This is a genomic window from Rhizobium sp. A22-96, assembly GCF_053521805.1.
Genome location: NZ_JBNWDQ010000003.1, coordinates 843,768 through 859,458 on the forward strand (window position 1 = coordinate 843,768; position 15,691 = coordinate 859,458).

General features: G+C 58.9%; 15 protein-coding genes and 3 tRNA genes. 7 read left to right on the forward strand and 11 right to left on the reverse strand.

Annotated features, from left to right (window positions below):
• Positions 1 to 37: 37 nt before the first annotated feature.
• The 5 genes from ACQZ6F_RS16900 to phaC form a co-directional block, all read right to left on the reverse strand.
• Positions 38 to 634, reverse strand: a complete 597-nt coding sequence (locus tag ACQZ6F_RS16900; RefSeq protein ID WP_077469802.1) for a dual specificity protein phosphatase family protein — start codon at positions 632 to 634, stop codon at positions 38 to 40.
• Positions 635 to 895: 261 nt separating this feature from the next.
• Positions 896 to 1,735 (reverse strand): RadC family protein, encoded by an 840-nt coding sequence (gene radC, locus ACQZ6F_RS16905; protein WP_449093300.1) that lies wholly within the window; start codon positions 1,733 to 1,735, stop codon positions 896 to 898.
• 3 nt (positions 1,736 to 1,738) lie between these two features.
• Positions 1,739 to 2,575, reverse strand: coding sequence for a type I methionyl aminopeptidase (gene map / locus ACQZ6F_RS16910; RefSeq protein WP_077469804.1), 837 nt, complete (start codon positions 2,573 to 2,575; stop codon positions 1,739 to 1,741).
• A 2-nt stretch (positions 2,576 to 2,577) separates the two neighbouring features.
• The gene (gene sfsA, locus ACQZ6F_RS16915) at positions 2,578 to 3,327 is read right to left on the reverse strand and encodes a DNA/RNA nuclease SfsA (RefSeq protein ID WP_449093299.1); all 750 of its coding nucleotides are present in this window, start codon (positions 3,325 to 3,327) and stop codon (positions 2,578 to 2,580) included.
• Between the two features lie 15 nt (positions 3,328 to 3,342).
• The gene (phaC, locus tag ACQZ6F_RS16920; protein ID WP_449093298.1) at positions 3,343 to 5,190 is read right to left on the reverse strand and encodes a class I poly(R)-hydroxyalkanoic acid synthase; all 1,848 of its coding nucleotides are present in this window, start codon (positions 5,188 to 5,190) and stop codon (positions 3,343 to 3,345) included.
• Between the two features lie 159 nt (positions 5,191 to 5,349).
• Between phaC and ACQZ6F_RS16925 the strand changes: the two genes are divergently transcribed.
• The 5 genes from ACQZ6F_RS16925 (at position 5,350) to ACQZ6F_RS16945 (ending at position 11,607) form a co-directional block, all read left to right on the forward strand.
• Positions 5,350 to 5,802 (forward strand): hypothetical protein, encoded by a 453-nt coding sequence (locus ACQZ6F_RS16925; RefSeq protein ID WP_077469807.1) that lies wholly within the window; start codon positions 5,350 to 5,352, stop codon positions 5,800 to 5,802.
• Positions 5,803 to 6,022: 220 nt separating this feature from the next.
• Positions 6,023 to 7,240 carry an LL-diaminopimelate aminotransferase gene (locus tag ACQZ6F_RS16930; protein WP_068386290.1) on the forward strand — a complete coding sequence of 406 codons (1,218 nt, stop codon included), beginning with the start codon at positions 6,023 to 6,025 and terminating at the stop codon, positions 7,238 to 7,240.
• A 58-nt stretch (positions 7,241 to 7,298) separates the two neighbouring features.
• Positions 7,299 to 8,618, forward strand: a complete 1,320-nt coding sequence (locus tag ACQZ6F_RS16935; RefSeq protein WP_068386293.1) for a homoserine dehydrogenase — start codon at positions 7,299 to 7,301, stop codon at positions 8,616 to 8,618.
• A 53-nt stretch (positions 8,619 to 8,671) separates the two neighbouring features.
• Positions 8,672 to 10,477, forward strand: a complete 1,806-nt coding sequence (recJ, locus tag ACQZ6F_RS16940; protein ID WP_449093297.1) for a single-stranded-DNA-specific exonuclease RecJ — start codon at positions 8,672 to 8,674, stop codon at positions 10,475 to 10,477.
• Positions 10,478 to 10,629: 152 nt separating this feature from the next.
• The gene (locus ACQZ6F_RS16945; protein WP_449093296.1) at positions 10,630 to 11,607 is read left to right on the forward strand and encodes a phosphodiester glycosidase family protein; all 978 of its coding nucleotides are present in this window, start codon (positions 10,630 to 10,632) and stop codon (positions 11,605 to 11,607) included.
• A 33-nt stretch (positions 11,608 to 11,640) separates the two neighbouring features.
• On the opposite strand, the gene ACQZ6F_RS16950 is transcribed toward ACQZ6F_RS16945, so the two are convergent.
• The 5 genes from ACQZ6F_RS16950 to ACQZ6F_RS16970 all read right to left on the reverse strand — a co-directional run bounded on the left by ACQZ6F_RS16950 (position 11,641) and on the right by ACQZ6F_RS16970 (position 13,691).
• Positions 11,641 to 11,715: transfer RNA gene (locus ACQZ6F_RS16950), tRNA-Glu, on the reverse strand.
• Between the two features lie 130 nt (positions 11,716 to 11,845).
• A tRNA-Glu gene (locus tag ACQZ6F_RS16955) sits at positions 11,846 to 11,920 on the reverse strand.
• A gap of 84 nt (positions 11,921 to 12,004) precedes the next feature.
• Positions 12,005 to 12,079: transfer RNA gene (locus ACQZ6F_RS16960), tRNA-Glu, on the reverse strand.
• A gap of 171 nt (positions 12,080 to 12,250) precedes the next feature.
• A complete protein-coding gene (locus tag ACQZ6F_RS16965) occupies positions 12,251 to 13,075 on the reverse strand; it encodes a hypothetical protein (RefSeq protein ID WP_449093295.1) in 825 nt (274 codons plus the stop codon).
• A gap of 175 nt (positions 13,076 to 13,250) precedes the next feature.
• Positions 13,251 to 13,691: a VOC family protein gene (locus tag ACQZ6F_RS16970; RefSeq protein ID WP_068386302.1), complete on the reverse strand. Its 441-nt coding sequence runs from the start codon at positions 13,689 to 13,691 to the stop codon at positions 13,251 to 13,253.
• 197 nt (positions 13,692 to 13,888) lie between these two features.
• Between ACQZ6F_RS16970 and ACQZ6F_RS16975 the strand changes: the two genes are divergently transcribed.
• Positions 13,889 to 14,467: a cold-shock protein gene (locus ACQZ6F_RS16975; RefSeq protein ID WP_449093294.1), complete on the forward strand. Its 579-nt coding sequence runs from the start codon at positions 13,889 to 13,891 to the stop codon at positions 14,465 to 14,467.
• A 173-nt stretch (positions 14,468 to 14,640) separates the two neighbouring features.
• On the opposite strand, the gene ACQZ6F_RS16980 is transcribed toward ACQZ6F_RS16975, so the two are convergent.
• Positions 14,641 to 14,883, reverse strand: a complete 243-nt coding sequence (locus ACQZ6F_RS16980; protein ID WP_449093293.1) for a hypothetical protein — start codon at positions 14,881 to 14,883, stop codon at positions 14,641 to 14,643.
• Between the two features lie 264 nt (positions 14,884 to 15,147).
• Here ACQZ6F_RS16980 and ACQZ6F_RS16985 point away from each other — a divergent pair, with 264 nt between their 5' ends.
• Positions 15,148 to 15,648, forward strand: coding sequence for a DUF192 domain-containing protein (locus ACQZ6F_RS16985; RefSeq protein ID WP_449093292.1), 501 nt, complete (start codon positions 15,148 to 15,150; stop codon positions 15,646 to 15,648).
• The last annotated feature ends 43 nt before the right edge of the window (positions 15,649 to 15,691 follow it).

Sequence of the window (15,691 nt, forward strand, 5' to 3'; positions counted from 1 at the left end):
TCAATGTTACAGATTATCTAACAGGAAACGCCGTTCCTCAGGAGGCCGGCGGGTTGAGCCAGGGTTGGAGCTTTTCGAAAGTCCGATCCATGGCATAGGCACGCATAAAAGGAAGAGAGACGTGTCCATAGACGATCGACATCTGGTTGCCTGCAATCGCCTGACTGGTCTTGGCGATGGCGGCCAGATAAAGCGCGGATGCAAGCCCGGTGCGGTCAGCTCCGGCCTGGCAATGAATGAGGATCGGTTTTGGCGCATCACGCATGATCTCGACCAACTGCGCCGCCTGCGCCTCCGTCAATTCCTTGTTCGAGGACATGCGGAAATCGATATGATTGATGTCGAGCTGCTTCGCTTCGGCGACTTCCTTATCGTACCAATGACGGCCGCTATTGTTGCCACGCAGATTGATGATGGTCTTGATGCCATATTGCTTCTGGAAATCCGCGATAGTCGCTGCCGATGGCTGAGAGGAACGATAGAGCTCACCGGCGATGACCGGATGGAAATTCGTTGTCCAAAGCATATGGGCATAGAAGCCGCCCGCGACTGCCGTAAATGCCACCAAAGCGACAATTGCCCCGCCACCGATGCGGCGGAGGTAACGAGCAAGTGTCGGCGATATCTTCTGCATGCGATCTCCGGGCTGGCATAGCGCTCAAGCGAATAGGTCAAATTAAAACAACACCATATGCCAACAGACTTGCCGTTTTGGGTGCGGCGATCCTTTTGACAGGTCATCATGATGCTGAACTGAAAAATGGAAACAGGGATCAAGAGGGCAAGATCGCAAGATTTTACGTAGGCCTACAAAGCGTATGAATATAAAAATATAGAGAATTTAACATTATATTAAAAATCACTAATATTTTACTTTAGCGTAATTGAAGCGATTTCAGATCAGCCGCAATGCTCTGAAGCTGACATGGCCGTTCTTGCCGATGATAATATGATCGTGAACGGTAATACCCAAGGGCTTGGCCGTATCGATGATCGTCTTGGTCATCTCGATATCGGCGCGCGACGGCGTCGGATCTCCTGACGGATGATTGTGGACGAGAATCACCGCTGTGGAAGAGAGTTCCAGTGCGCGCTTGACCACCTCGCGCGGATAAACGGGCGTGTGGTCGACGGTGCCAAGGCCCTGGATTTCGTCGGCAATCAAGGCGTTGCGCTTATCGAGGAACAGTAGCCGGAATTGCTCGCGCGCCTCGTGCGCCATAGCCGTGTGACAATAATCGATCAGCGCCTTCCAGGAAGATAGAACCGGTTTACCCGTCAGTTCGCTCTTCAGCATGCGCTGCGCCACGCTTGCGACAAGCTTCAGATCAAGCGCGACTGCATCGCCGACGCCGCTGATCTCCGTCAGCAGGCCCACCGGCGCACCGAAGACGCCGCCGAGCGTTCCGAAGCGGGCGAGCAGGGCCTTGGCGATCGGTTTCGTGTCGCGGCGCGGAATGAGCCTGAACAGCAGCAATTCGAGAATTTCATAGTCGGCGAGCGCCGTGTCGCCACCGTCGCGATAGCGGTTGCGTAGCCGCTCGCGATGGCCATGGTAATCGGCTTCCACTTTGGCAGGAGCCGATTTGGCGGCAGCGGGTGGCGATTTCGCGGATTGCGCAGGAAAAAACATCCGCTCATCGAAAAGCTGGGCTTCTTCCAACGCCTCCGCCGTCCCGCCGCCGTCAAGGGGCATGTCACCATGTCCGGAAGAGCGAGCGGGGCGTTTCGCCATCAGTTATCCCTGCAGCGGCGGCAGGCCGGGGCGATCGAGACCGCCGGGCGATAGGGTAAAGATCTCGCAGCCCGTGGCAGTAACCCCGACGGTGTGCTCGTATTGAGCCGAGAGCGAGCGATCTCGCGTCACGGCAGTCCAGCCGTCGCCGAGCACCTTCACATGTGGCTTGCCGAGATTGATCATGGGCTCAATGGTAAAGATCATGCCCTCGCGCAATTCCGGTCCGTCGCTGGCGCGGCCGTAATGCAGGATATTCGGCGAGTCGTGGAAGAGGCTGCCGACGCCATGGCCGCAGAAGTCGCGAACGACGGAGCAGCGCTCTGCCTCGGCATAGGTCTGGATCGCCTCGCCGATGGCGCCGGTGCGGGCGCCCGGGCGCACGGCGGCGATGCCGCGCATCAGGGATTCATAGGTGACTTCCAGAAGCCGTTCCGCCGAGCGCTTGATTTCGCCGACAGGATACATGCGGCTGGAATCGCCATGCCATCCGTCGAGCACATAGGTCACGTCGATGTTGACGACGTCTCCGTCGCGCAGCGGCTTTTCGTTGGGAATGCCGTGGCAGACGACATGGTTGATCGAGGTACAGGAGGATTTCATATAGCCGCGATAATTCAGCGTCGCCGGAAAGGCACCGTGATCCATGCCGAATTCGAAAACGAAGCGATCGATGACGTCGGTCGCGACGCCCGGCTCGACGATGGCGGCGAGTTCATCGAGGCAGCGGGCGGTTAGCTGGCACGCCTTGCGCATGCCGGCAAACGCATCCTGCCCGTAGAGGCGGATAGCGCCCGTATTCTTCGCCGGCGCGGTTGCCGCTTCGATGTAGTTCACCATGGTTAGCCTTCAGCCGAAATCTCTATACTGGTATCTAATGCAGCTATGCCGGGTTCGTCTATCGGGATCAACCCGGCAGGGGTGATTTCCGTCGGTGAAACCCTGCATTTCAGAGCATATACTTCGACGCCGCGCCCCAACGCCCGCTCGAAGGCCTTGAGGTAAATGGGATCGAGATCGCCGCAGATCCGAAAGCGATGGCAATCATCCCGCTGGATCACGAACAGCATCAGGGCGCGAAAGCCTGCCTGCACCATGTCACCAAGCTCTTCCAGATGCTTGGCGCCGCGCGCCGTCGCCGTATCGGGAAATTCCGCCAGATGTGGCTGTCGCATGAAGTGGACGTTCTTGACCTCGACATAGGTGGTTGTCTTCAACGGGTCGGTCAAGAGCAGGTCGATGCGGGAGTTGCGGCCGTAATTCTGCTCGCGCTTGACCGTGGTGTAGTCGCCGAGATCGGAGACCTGGCCGAGCGCGATGGCTTCCGCCGCGATGCGGTTCGGCATGCCGGTATTGACGCCAACCGTCGTGCCGTCGGCCTCGATCAGCTCGAAGACATGGCGATACTTCCGCTTGGTGCCCTCATGCTCTGAGAGCCAGATGCGGGAGCCGGGCGCCGTCAGCCCCAGCATGGAGCCGGTATTCGGGCAGGAGCCTGTGATAAGCGTCCCGTCTTCCAGTTCGGCATCGAAAAGGAAGCGCTTGTATCGCGCGATCAGCCGGGCAGGGACGAGAGGCGGATTGAAGAGCATGAATGAATTGATCGCCTAGGCCCGTTCCAGCACGAAGCTGCCGGGCGCCTCTTCAAGGGCGTTGAGAGCCTGGCCGCCGGGCTGGCGCGCAGGCGCCATGCGATGGTCCTGGGACAGGATCCATGCATGCCAATGCGTCCACCAGGAGCCGGGCGTCTCCTTCGCGTCCTCCAGCCAATGCTCGTAGTCGCCCTTCACCGGGCCACCGGTCCAGAACTGGTATTTGCGCTTGTCCGGCGGGTTGACGACGCCGGCGATATGGCCGGACCCCGTGAGCACAAATTCCACCGGCCCGCCAAAATACTGGCTGCCGACGAAAACGGACTTCGCAGGGGCGATATGATCTTCCCGCGTCGCCAGATTATAAACGGGGATGCGTACATCCTTCAGCGACAATGTTTTGCCGTCGAGGACCATCTTGCCCTGGCTCAGCGTATTGTTGAGGTAGCAATTGCGCAGATAGAAGGAGTGGTTGGCCGCCGCCATACGCGTCGAATCGGCATTCCAGAACAGAAGATCGAAGGGCAGGGGTTCCTGACCCTTCAGGTAGCTGTTGACGAAGTATGGCCAGATCAATTCGGAGGCGCGAAGCATATTGAAGGCCGCGGCCATCTTCGATCCCTCAAGATAGCCGACGACATTCATCTGCTGCTCGAGCGACGCGATCTGTTCCTCGTCGACGAAAACCTTGAGATCGCCGGCAAAGGTGAAGTCGACCTGCGTCGTCAGGAAGGTCACGGTGCGGATGCGCTTGTTCTTTTCCTTGGCGTGGAGGGCGAGCGTTGCCGCGAGCAGCGTACCGCCGACGCAATAACCGACAGCATTGACCTCTTGTTCGCCGGTCGCCTTTTCGACGGCTTCCAGCGCGAAATCGATGCCTTCGCGCGCATAGGAGGTCCAGTCCTTCAGCGCGTGGCGTTGATCGGGGTTCACCCAGGAAATGACGAAGACTGTGTGTCCCTGTTCCACGCACCATTTGATGAATGATTTCTGCGGGTTGAGATCGAGAATGTAGAATTTGTTGATCCAGGGCGGGCAGATGAGCAGCGGCCGCTTCAGCACCTTCTCTGTCGCCGGCTCATATTGGATGATCTGGCAGACATCGCTTTGTGCGATCACCTTGCCGGGCGTCAGCGCCATATCGCGACCGACGGCAAATTTCGTCATGTCGGTCTGCCGCAACCGCAATTCGCCGCGGCCCAGATTGATGTCTTCGGCAAGCATCTTCATGCCGCGCACCAGGTTCTCCGCGTTGGAGGCGACCGTTTCGCGATAGAGCTGCGGATTCGTCGCAATGAAATTGCTCGGCGAAAAAGCGGCCGTGATCTGCTTCGTATAGAAAGCGGCCTTGTGGCGCGTATGGTCGTCCAGGCCCTCAGCGTCGCCAACGAGCTTTTCCGCCCAGCCGGCGGTCAGAAGATAGGTCTGCTTCAGAAAGTCGAAGAAGGGGTTCTTCTGCCAGTCCTCATCCGCGAAGCGCTTGTCCTTGACCGGTTCGGCCTCGGTCTCGGCAGACGAATCGCCGTTGAGGCGCTGCAGCGTTTTCGTCCATAGGCCAAAATAACCAGACAGCAGATAGGTTTGCGCCTCCAGCGTCCGGCGCGGGTCGGAAAGCCAGTATTCGCCGACTTTGGACAGCGTTTTGACCATATCGGTGATCGGATCGGCGACGGTGTCAACCTTCTCGCCGCGTTCGCGTGGCGCCAGCCACTCGGATGCCGCCTTGCCGAGATTTTCCAGCGCACGGGCGAAGTTGACGGCCATCGCTTCGGGATCCCTGACGATGTAAGGCTCGACTGACTTCGGGTCGAAGCCGGCAAAGCCGCCATTTCCTTCATTGTTGTCCCGCTTGCTGTCGGTCACGCATCATCCTCCCGGCGGCAATTGTCTCTTGTTTTCCATTTGTACATCTTGCGGGAAAAGGAATACAAGTCGAATGAAACGCAACCCTGCTCTTGCTTTGCTGCTGCGACAAATTTAACAGTCGCAACCCACAGCAAGGAATAGCGCAGGAAGACAATTATGGGCGGCGGCATGGTGGCAAGACTGAACCGGTATTCCGTACTCTGCGGTGCGATGTGCGGAATTCTCGCATTGACGCTCGCGGGCTGCTCGACTCCTGAGGAAAAAGCGGCCTTTGCCAAGCGCAAGCAGCCGCCGGCTGCTGTCATCGTCAAACCTGCCAAAGGCAGTCAGGTCGATCTCAGTAACACGCAGCAATACTACAAGGACGGCTACCCGTCTTTCAACGCGCCACCGACAGCCGCGAACGTTCAGATCAACGATCAGCAGGCTGGAGATCTGGTCAAGCAGCTGACCGCGCTCGGATCGCAGCGCAAGGCCGGCACCATCTCGGAAGCCGAGTACCAGAAGCGCGTCGCCGACATGCGCAAGCTCGCCGCCGAACACGGCCAGGATACGTTGCAGGAAATTCAGAAAGAGAGCAGCGCTCAGCCGAGCCAGACGCAGAATTAACCTTGCGTTTCAGGCAATTTCGACGCAAAGCGTTCGGATAGGCCGAATTTGGATGTGTCTTTATCGGTTAAGTGCAGTTTGCCTGCGCAACCGCCCAAGATTCACCTTATCTTTCGAGTCAGCTAGTTGCGGCGCCGCGATTCCAAGTTCGTATCGCGGCTCACCGGAAGATCGACGAACTTCATCGCGGTTGTGAGGGCCGCTGTCCCTGGGGAAATAAATGGAAGAGTTTCATAAAGTCCGGCGTTTGCCGCCCTACGTTTTCGAACAGGTCAACCGTTTGAAAGCAAGCGCGCGAGCGGGCGGGGCGGACATTATCGACCTCGGCATGGGCAATCCCGACCTTCCTACCCCGAAGGCGATCGTCGACAAGCTGTGCGAAGTGGTCCAGGACCCGCGCACGCATCGCTATTCCTCATCCAAGGGAATTCCTGGCCTGCGCCGGGCGCAGGCCGCCTATTACGCTCGTCGTTTCGGCGTCAAGCTCAATCCGGATACGCAGGTGGTCGCCACGCTGGGCTCCAAGGAAGGCTTCGCCAACATGGCGCAGGCGATCACGGCGCCGGGCGATGTCATTCTCTGCCCGAACCCGACCTATCCGATCCACGCCTTCGGCTTCCTGATGGCAGGCGGCGTCATCCGTTCGATGTCGGTCGAGCCGGACGATAGCTTCTTCCCTCCGCTGGAGCGGGCCGTGCGTCATTCGATCCCGAAGCCGCTGGCCTTGATCCTCAATTACCCGTCGAACCCGACGGCCTATGTGGCGACGCTGGATTTCTACAAGGAAGTCATCGCCTTCGCCAAGAAGCACGACATCATCGTGCTGTCGGATCTCGCCTATTCGGAGATCTACTTCGATGACGCTCCGCCGCCGTCGGTGCTGGAAGTTCCTGGCGCCATGGACGTGACGGTCGAGTTCACCTCGATGTCGAAGACCTTCTCCATGCCCGGCTGGCGCATGGGATTTGCCGTCGGCAACGAGCGGCTGATTGCTGCATTGACGCGGGTGAAGTCTTACCTCGATTACGGCGCCTTCACGCCGATCCAGGTGGCCGCGACCCATGCACTCAACGGCGACGGTTCCGACATCGCCGAAGTGCGCAGCATCTACAAGCGTCGCCGCGACGTTCTGGTCGACAGCTTCGGCAAGGCCGGCTTCGAAGTGCCGCCGCCGGCAGCGACTATGTTCGCCTGGGCGAAGATCCCGGAGAAGTTCCGTCATCTCGGCTCGCTGGAGTTTTCCAAGCTCCTCGTCGAGAAGGCCGACATCGCGGTTGCGCCTGGCATCGGCTTCGGCGAGCAGGGCGACGATTATGTCCGCATCGCGCTTGTCGAGAATGAGCATCGCATCCGGCAGGCAGCGCGCAATCTGAAGCGCTTCCTCTCCACCGCCGATGAAACAATGCATAATGTGATTTCGCTGAACGCACATCGTTGATATCGCGCGGCAGCCGTTCCCGCGGCTGCCGTCCCAAGATACTGATCAGGAATTTTTCATGGCAGATGCCCTCAAAATCGGCATTGCGGGCTTGGGCACCGTTGGTGCCTCGCTCGTCCGCATCATCCAGAGCCGCGCCAACGAGCTTGCCGTCACCTGCGGCCGTCCCATCAAGATCGTCGCCGTCACCGCGCGTGATCGCACCAAGGATCGCGGCATCGACCTCACGGATGTCGAATGGTTCGGCGGTCCGGTCGATCTGGCTCAGAAGGCCGATATCGATGTTTTCGTCGAGTTGATCGGCGGCTCCGAGGGCGCTGCCAACGCTGCCGTGCGCGCCGCTCTTGCCCGTGGCCTGCATGTCGTTACCGCCAACAAGGCGCTTCTTGCCTATCATGGTGTCGAGCTCGCGCAGATCGCGGAAGAGAAGGGCGCTCTGCTCAATTTCGAAGCGGCGGTCGCCGGCGGGATTCCGGTCATCAAGGCCCTGCGCGAATCCTTGACGGGCAACACGATTTCGCGCGTCTACGGCATCATGAACGGCACCTGCAACTACATCCTGACCCGGATGGAGAAGGAAGGCCTGTCCTTTGCCGATTGCCTGAAGGAGGCGCAGCGCCTCGGCTATGCCGAAGCCGATCCGGCCTTCGACATTGAGGGCAATGACACGGCGCACAAGCTAGCCATCCTGACGACGCTTGCCTTCGGCAACCGCATCGCAGCCGACGACATCTATCTCGAAGGCATCACCAACGTCTCCATCGAGGATATCCGTGCTGCCGCCGATCTCGGCTATCGCATCAAGCTGCTCGGCGTTGCCCAGCGCACCGAAAGCGGGATCGAACAACGCGTGCATCCGACCATGGTACCGCTCGATTCGGTCATCGCCCAGGTCGATGGCGTCACCAATGCCGTGGCGATCGAATCGGACATTCTCGGGGAACTGCTGATGGTAGGCCCCGGCGCCGGAGGCAACGCCACAGCGTCCTCCGTACTCGGCGACATCGCTGATATCGCCAAGAGCCAGCCGGGCGCACAGCGCGTGCCGGTGCTTGGCCACCCTGCCAAGTCGCTGGAGCCTTATCGCAAGGCGCAGATGCAGAGCCACGAAGGCGGCTATTTCATCCGCCTGACCGTTCTCGACCGCACCGGCGTCTTCGCAAGCGTTGCGACCCGCATGGCGGAGAACCACATCTCGCTCGAATCGATCGTCCAGCGCTCGACACAGCACCTGTCGCCCTCGGCGCATCAGACGATCATTCTCGTGACCCACGCGACCACCGAGGATTCGGTGCGCAAGGCTGTCGCTGCCATAAAGACCGAAGGCTACCTCGTCGGCGAGCCGCAGGTCATTCGCATCGAGCGGCCGAAGGAATAGGCTGACGACGGCGGCGCTTCAAAGGACGCCGCCATCCTCAAATTTTGGGAGAGATGGTGGAGCAACCGGTCGATCCAGTTCAGCGAGCCTTTCTGGGCGTGGAGCGCTCGGTATCCGGCAATCGCTGGGTCTCCCGGCTCGACCAGGCCGGACAGAACAGGGCACTCGCCATCGCGCAGGTGCATGGTCTGCCGGAGCTGATCGCCCGCGTGCTTGCCGGTCGTGGTGTCGGCATCGATGAGGCCATGGCCTTCCTCGATCCGACGATCCGCAGCCTGATGCCCGATCCCTATCTGCTGACTGACTGCGAAAAGGCGGCACAGCGCCTTCTGCGTGCGATCAAAACAGGCGAAACCGTTGCGATCTTCGGCGACTACGATGTCGATGGCGCCTCCTCGTCGGCGTTGCTCCATCGCTTCCTGACCCATTTCGGCGTTCCAGCCAGCATCTATATCCCCGATCGTATCTTCGAAGGCTACGGCCCCAATCCCAATGCCATCAACCAGCTCATCGACAATGGCGCGACACTGATCGTGACGGTCGATTGCGGCTCCACCAGCTTCGAGGCGCTGGATGCGGCAAGAGCGCGTAATATCGACGTCGTCGTCATCGATCATCACCAGGTGGCGCACGAGCTGCCGCCATGCCACGCGTTGGTCAATCCGAACCGTGAGGACGATCTCTCAGGGCAGGGGCATCTCTGCGCTGCCGGCGTCGTCTTCCTCGTTCTCGTTGCTGCCCTGAAGCAATTGCGTGAAGTCGGTGACGCTCGTGTGCGCTCGCTGGATCTTCTGGCCTGGCTCGATATCGTCGCGCTCGCGACCGTCTGCGATGTCGTGCCGCTCAAGGGTCTCAATCGCGCCTATGTCGTCAAAGGCCTGATTGCCGCCCGTCACCAGGGCAATCCCGGACTTGCCGCTCTGTTTCGCAAGGCAGGGCTTGGCGGCCCGGTGACGCCCTATCATTTCGGTTTCCTGATCGGCCCGCGCATCAATGCCGGCGGCCGCATCGGCGATGCAGCACTCGGCGCGCGCCTGCTGACCCTCGACGATACCAGTGAAGCCGAGACGATTGCTGCGAAGCTCGATGAGCTCAACCGTGACCGCCAGCTCATGGAGGCCGCCATGCTGCAGGAGGCCGAGGGTGAAGCGCTGGCGGAATATGGCAATGGCGACGGCGCCTCGGTCATCATCACGGCGCGGGAGAACTGGCATCCCGGCATCGTCGGCCTAATCGCCTCGCGCCTCAAAGACAAGTTTCGCCGCCCTGCCTTTGCAATTGCCTTTGATTCGTCGGGCAAGGGTACCGGCTCCGGCCGCTCGATCAACGGCTTCGACATGGGCCGCATGGTCCGCGCCGCCGTCGATGCCGGTTTGCTGGTCAAGGGCGGCGGTCACGCGATGGCCGCCGGCCTGACGGTGGAGCGGAGCAATCTCGGAAAATTGCGCGCCTTCTTCACCGAGAAGGCGGAAAAGCAGGTTGCCGGCCTCGTGGCCAACGAGACATTGAAGATCGACGGTGCACTCGGCGCAAGCGGCGCGACCGTGGAACTGATAGACCGCCTCGAAACGGCCGGCCCTTACGGCTCAGGTCATCCACAGCCCATCTTCGCCCTGCCGAGCCACCGGCTGCGCGATTCCCGTCTCGTCGGCCAGTCACATATCAAGGTGACACTGGAAGCGCAGGATGGCGGCCGGGTCGATGGCATAGCCTTCCGCGCCGCCGAAACGCCCCTGGGTGAATTGCTGATGTCCTCCCGCGGCGCGCAGCTCCATGTAGCGGGCACGCTCGGCGCCGATCACTGGCAGGGAAGCCGTCGCGTGCAGCTGCGCGTCATGGATGCGGCCAAAGCGCCCTAATCATTCCACCGATCACATGGGCGCTAAGCACCAGCGGTAGCAATGAATTTATCAATTCATGGCATCCGGCAGGTGCGTCTATTTATTGCCATTTCTCAAGAGATATTGGTCAGATTGTGAAGCGCTGTTGCTGGCGACTTTGGATGGTATCGATGTCTTTTAGAGTTAAGTTTTCTATTGCTATTTTCATCCTGATTTTTGTGGTGATGGCAGGCGCAGCCGGTTGGCTATGGGAGCGCAACGGAGCTTACGGGTTCAACACGTTGCTCCGGCGTGGCGGCACCTATTGGATTTCGATCAAGGCTGACGATCCGCGCTTGTCGCCGTCTATGCGACTGGCCTTAAGCGATCCACAGCCGGCCGCGCAAGCGGGACAACTGGTTTGGCAGGAGCCCGAGAAAGGTTTTGAAGTTGCCGAGCTGCCTGTCAAGGTCGATGGCCGCGAGGTCGACCGTATCCTGCTGAACCGTATTGATCCGACACTTTACCGCTTTGTGGCAAGAAATGCGCCGAGCGGTGACAAAGGGATCGATGAATGGGAGCGAGCGTTGCCAAACGCAGTCCTCATCGTCAATGGCAGCTATTACGATTTAAAGGGCAGGCCTGACACGCCGATCATAAGCGAGGGTACCGCTGCCGGACCGGCGATCTATGATGCGAAGGCAGGCGCCTTTGTCGCCGGCGAGGGTTTCGCGGATATCAAGGATCTATCGCATCAGGATTGGCAAACAGCGCTCGCAGGTGCGGCCAATGCCATGGTTTCCTATCCTCTGTTGATCGGCGCGGATGGACAGACCCACGTCACGACAAAGAGCCGCTGGCTCGCAAATCGCACCTTTGTCGGCAAGGATGGCGCGGGCCGCATTATCGTTGGCACGACGAAGGACGCTTTCTTTCCACTCGGCCCGCTGGCAGAGTTTCTGAAAAGGTCCCCTCTGGATTTGAAAATGGCCCTCAATTTCGACGGTGGACCGATTGCTTGCCAAAGCGTCCGGCTACCGGGATTTCAGAGGAAACTTTATGCGCTCTGGGAAGCGCAGGTCTATGGCAGCGAGGTCAGCCTTTTGAGATGGCGGCTATCGAGCGCCACCTGGGCGATGCCAATGGTTTTGACGGTCGAGCGAAAATAACGACGCGAATTCAAAGATTTCGAGGGAGAACAGTGGCACGCCCTAGGGGAGTCGAACCCCTCTTTACAGAATGAAAATCTGTCGTCCTAACCGATAGACGAAGGGCGCGTGCTGTGGCGCCCTTATAGTCAGCACCTTTTGTTCCCGCAAGCGGAAAATCGAGAAAAATCCCAGAAAAATCCATGACTAGGCGCAGATTTTTCGAGGCAATTGTGGAAAACCCAGCAACACCATGATTTGGTACGCCCTAGGGGAGTCGAACCCCTCTTTACAGAATGAGAATCTGTCGTCCTAACCGATAGACGAAGGGCGCAAGCCACACCGCACAGATAGGAATGGTGCATGGCGTCCGCAAGCGGAAGCTTAATGAATTCACGATGGGGAGGAAGAACAACAGTGGCACGCCCTAGGGGAGTCGAACCCCTCTTTACAGAATGAAAATCTGTCGTCCTAACCGATAGACGAAGGGCGCGTACAGCTGTTGTGTGGCGCGCTTATAGCGGGGTGATTTCATTCCTGCAAGCGGCAATTTCGCTTTTTTGTGGAAAAAATGACAGGTGGATGAAAGTGCTGCCGGCCCGGAATAAGCAAGACTTAACAGGGTGTTGCCGGCAGGATTGCAGATTCCCCGCTAGCGGCCGCCTTATCGGCCGGTTCCGTTTTGTATCGGCTCCACCAGCAGCTTGCCGTCCTTGCCCTGGTTCTTCGATGCGATGAAGTTTGCCAGCATCGCCGCTTCCTTGCTGTCCAGTTTGCGGACATTGGCGCCTGGTAGCGGCATGATTTTCGAAGGCGTCGCATCGGCCGTCGGCTTCATCGGGGTAGCGGCGGTTTGAGCGGAAACATTGCGGACGACGGGTGGAGGCAGAAAGTCTTCCGAGGTCCGTGTTGCCGGCGAGCCGGCCATGCCGGTTTGCGGTGCGACAGCCTGCATCGCGTTTGGCGGCATGCTGTAGACGCTGCGTATGCCCGGCGTGATTCCCTGCACGCCAGCGTCAGGCTGCGTCTTGGCAAGCGTCCCGTCTGGATTGACCGCAATCGGCGGCGGCGCCGAAAAAATGCTGCTCCTGTTTGCATTGACGCCAGTCGGCTGCGTCACGAGACCAGCAATGCTGGCGGGTGCATCGGAAGGTGCAGCTGTCGGCGCGCCGGGGTAAAGGGCCTGGTTCTGCTCGGTGACCAATCGCTGCTGCGTGCCGTTGACGCTATGGACACGCGGGTCACGATAGGCGGCATCGCCTTTCTGTCGCCTGGCCTCAGCCTTGTCGTTCAGGTTTGCCGCAAGCTGTTCGGCTTCGCTCAGCTGCGGAGCCGCCTCGGATGTCTCCTGCGGCTTCGTGCTGGTGGTCGCGCAACCGGCGATCATCACAAATGAGGCGATGACGGCAATAGTGCTTGCGAGCTTCTTCTTACCGTATAAAATCTGTCGATCGCACAAAGGACGTTCCTCGCAAAAAAAGGTTTGCATCGAACGGCCTCCTGCGAGGGACGATGATATGGCGCGCGCCGACTGGGAGCGATAACCGCGCGATATCCGATGCATGATGCTTCGAGTCGTCCAAGCATGCCGGAGGATGGGCATGGGCGGCAAGCGCGAAACGGATGGCTCCGCGCGTGCCGTAAGCCTCGCGAAAGCTTGCGTTTTACCAGGCGCCGGTATTGGGAAGGGAAGCCCAAGGCTCGGCGGACGGAAGATTGTCGCCCTTCTGCAGGATCTCGATGGAAATGCCGTCCGGAGACCTTACGAACGCCATGTGGCCATCACGCGGCGGGCGATTGATGATGATGCCATTGTCCATGAGCTTCTGGCAGGTCGCGTAGATGTCGTCGACCTCATAGGCAAGATGACCGAAATTGCGTCCGCCTGTATAGACTTCCGGGTCCCAGTTATAGGTCAATTCCAGGCTGGGCGCACCATTGCTTCGGGACGATTCGGCATCTTCGGCCGCGGCAAGGAATACGAGCGTAAAGCGACCCTTCTCGTTTTCGTAGCGGCGGGTTTCGGTGAGGCCGAATAGGGTGCTATAAAAATGCAACGAGGCGTCGAGATCGGTGACGCGGACCATTGTGTGGAGATAACGCATTCTATTTCCTCTCTTAATATTGAGCTGGTGCGATCTTGGATCGCGACGCCAGCTTCGCGCAAGTGTTGGAGCGGTAATCTTAGGGTGCGGATAAACAAAAACTAGGACTTGCGCTTTTCCGTTACCAAGATGTTAATCTTGATATCAGGGAATCAGTTAACCGTAACAGTGTGACGCGTAATCGAGGGCTGGCTAGGATGGGTGACAGAATTTCATCGAAGGGAGTTGAAGACTTCGAGGAGATGTCCGGCGATACCGTCGAGCTCGTCGAAATCTCCGGCGTCGTCAAGTGGTTCGATGTTGCCAAGGGTTTTGGTTTCATCGTGCCCGACAACGGCATGCAGGACGTTTTGCTGCATGTGACATGCCTGCGTCGCGACGGTTATCAGACTATTCTCGAGGGAACGCGCATCGTAGCGCTGATCCAGCGCCGGGAGCGCGGCTATCAGGCCTTCAAGATTCTCTCCATGGATCAGTCGACCGCCACGCATCCATCGCAGATGCCGCCGGTGCGCACCCATGTGCAGGTAACGGCGACCAGTGGTCTGGAGCGTGCCTTGGTCAAGTGGTTCAACCGCACCAAGGGTTTTGGCTTCCTGACGCGCGGTGAGGGCACAGAGGATATCTTCGTGCACATGGAAACGTTGCGCCGCTTCGGCCTGGCGGAGCTGCGGCCGGGGCAGGTGGTGCTCGTTCGCTTCGGACCTGGCGAAAAGGGCCTGATGGCGGCGGAAATCCATCCGGATGCACCAAGCGCGGCAACACGGCCGCACTGAAATCGTCGCGAATTTGTGTCTCATGGTTTCGAAGAGCGTCGCTTGGACGCTTCATTGGACCGTGAGATCGCACAATGTTTCTCGATCCAATTGCCATATGCAGGGGCTGAAGCGGCACTTCGTCGGCATTCGCGATAATCAAGATCACCCGCTCAAGGTCACCGCAACTGGCGCTAACCTCGAATTTGCAATGCATCGATCAGCCGATGCACCTTTTCGGTTGCATAGACAATATCCTCCCGGGGCAAATGCACCGTGATTTCGATCTCCTGCCATCGCCCGCCATGATCTTTGGCGTAGCTGACCGCGGCCCTTAGAGATTTGAATTCAACTGCGGGAGTGTCGGTAATCCAGAACTGTACGGTGCAGTCCGCCTCAGCATAGTCTGTAAGAGCTTTGATTGGGTCTAGGGCCATGATGAGAGCATTATACCGTTGCCAGCTCTTTGGCTATCGGACCTGTGTCTGAAATCCGCCACTATGCCGGCCAACCGGCAACGTCTCTAGTTCGGCAAGCCTCTTTCCATCACGCTTGAGCCTCCGGCCGGTGATCTCTTCAATTGGCATCCCAGCGCTTTTTGCTGATCGACAGACGTGGCCATTGCGGCCATAATATCTCCAAAGGCAACCTGTTTGAGTATGGTCTAATTTATGGCGTTGAATACAAAATATAATAAAAACATGATGTTAAGCGCACTAAAAGGCGCCATCGTGGCGCTTTTTCTCGTTGGCGCCGCGGCTCCGACTTCGGTTGCCGCGCAGGCGACGAGCCAGCAGTCGATGGCCTTCGAATCGGAGCCGCTGTCGATCACCTCGCCCAAGGGCGTGACGCACAAGTTCAGCGTCGAACTGGCTCTGACGCCGCCGCAGCTGGAATTCGGCCTGATGTATCGCGACAAGATGGCCGCCGATCATGGCATGCTGTTCGATTTCGGCACGTCACGCCCCGTCATGATGTGGATGAAGAACACCAAGCTGCCGCTCGACATGCTGTTTCTGGATCAGACAGGTGTTGTGACCCATATCCAGGAAAATGCCGTGCCTTATTCCGAGGCGATCATCAGCTCAGGCGGTCCGGTCGCCTATGTCATCGAGCTGAACGGTGGAATTGTCAAAAAAATCGGCCTTGCTGTCGGCGATAAGGTGACGAGCGCCACCATCTCAAAGAAATCGGCCAAGTAGATTTCTCCGGGGAAGAGTTGTCCGGCGTGATTTTACCTGTTGC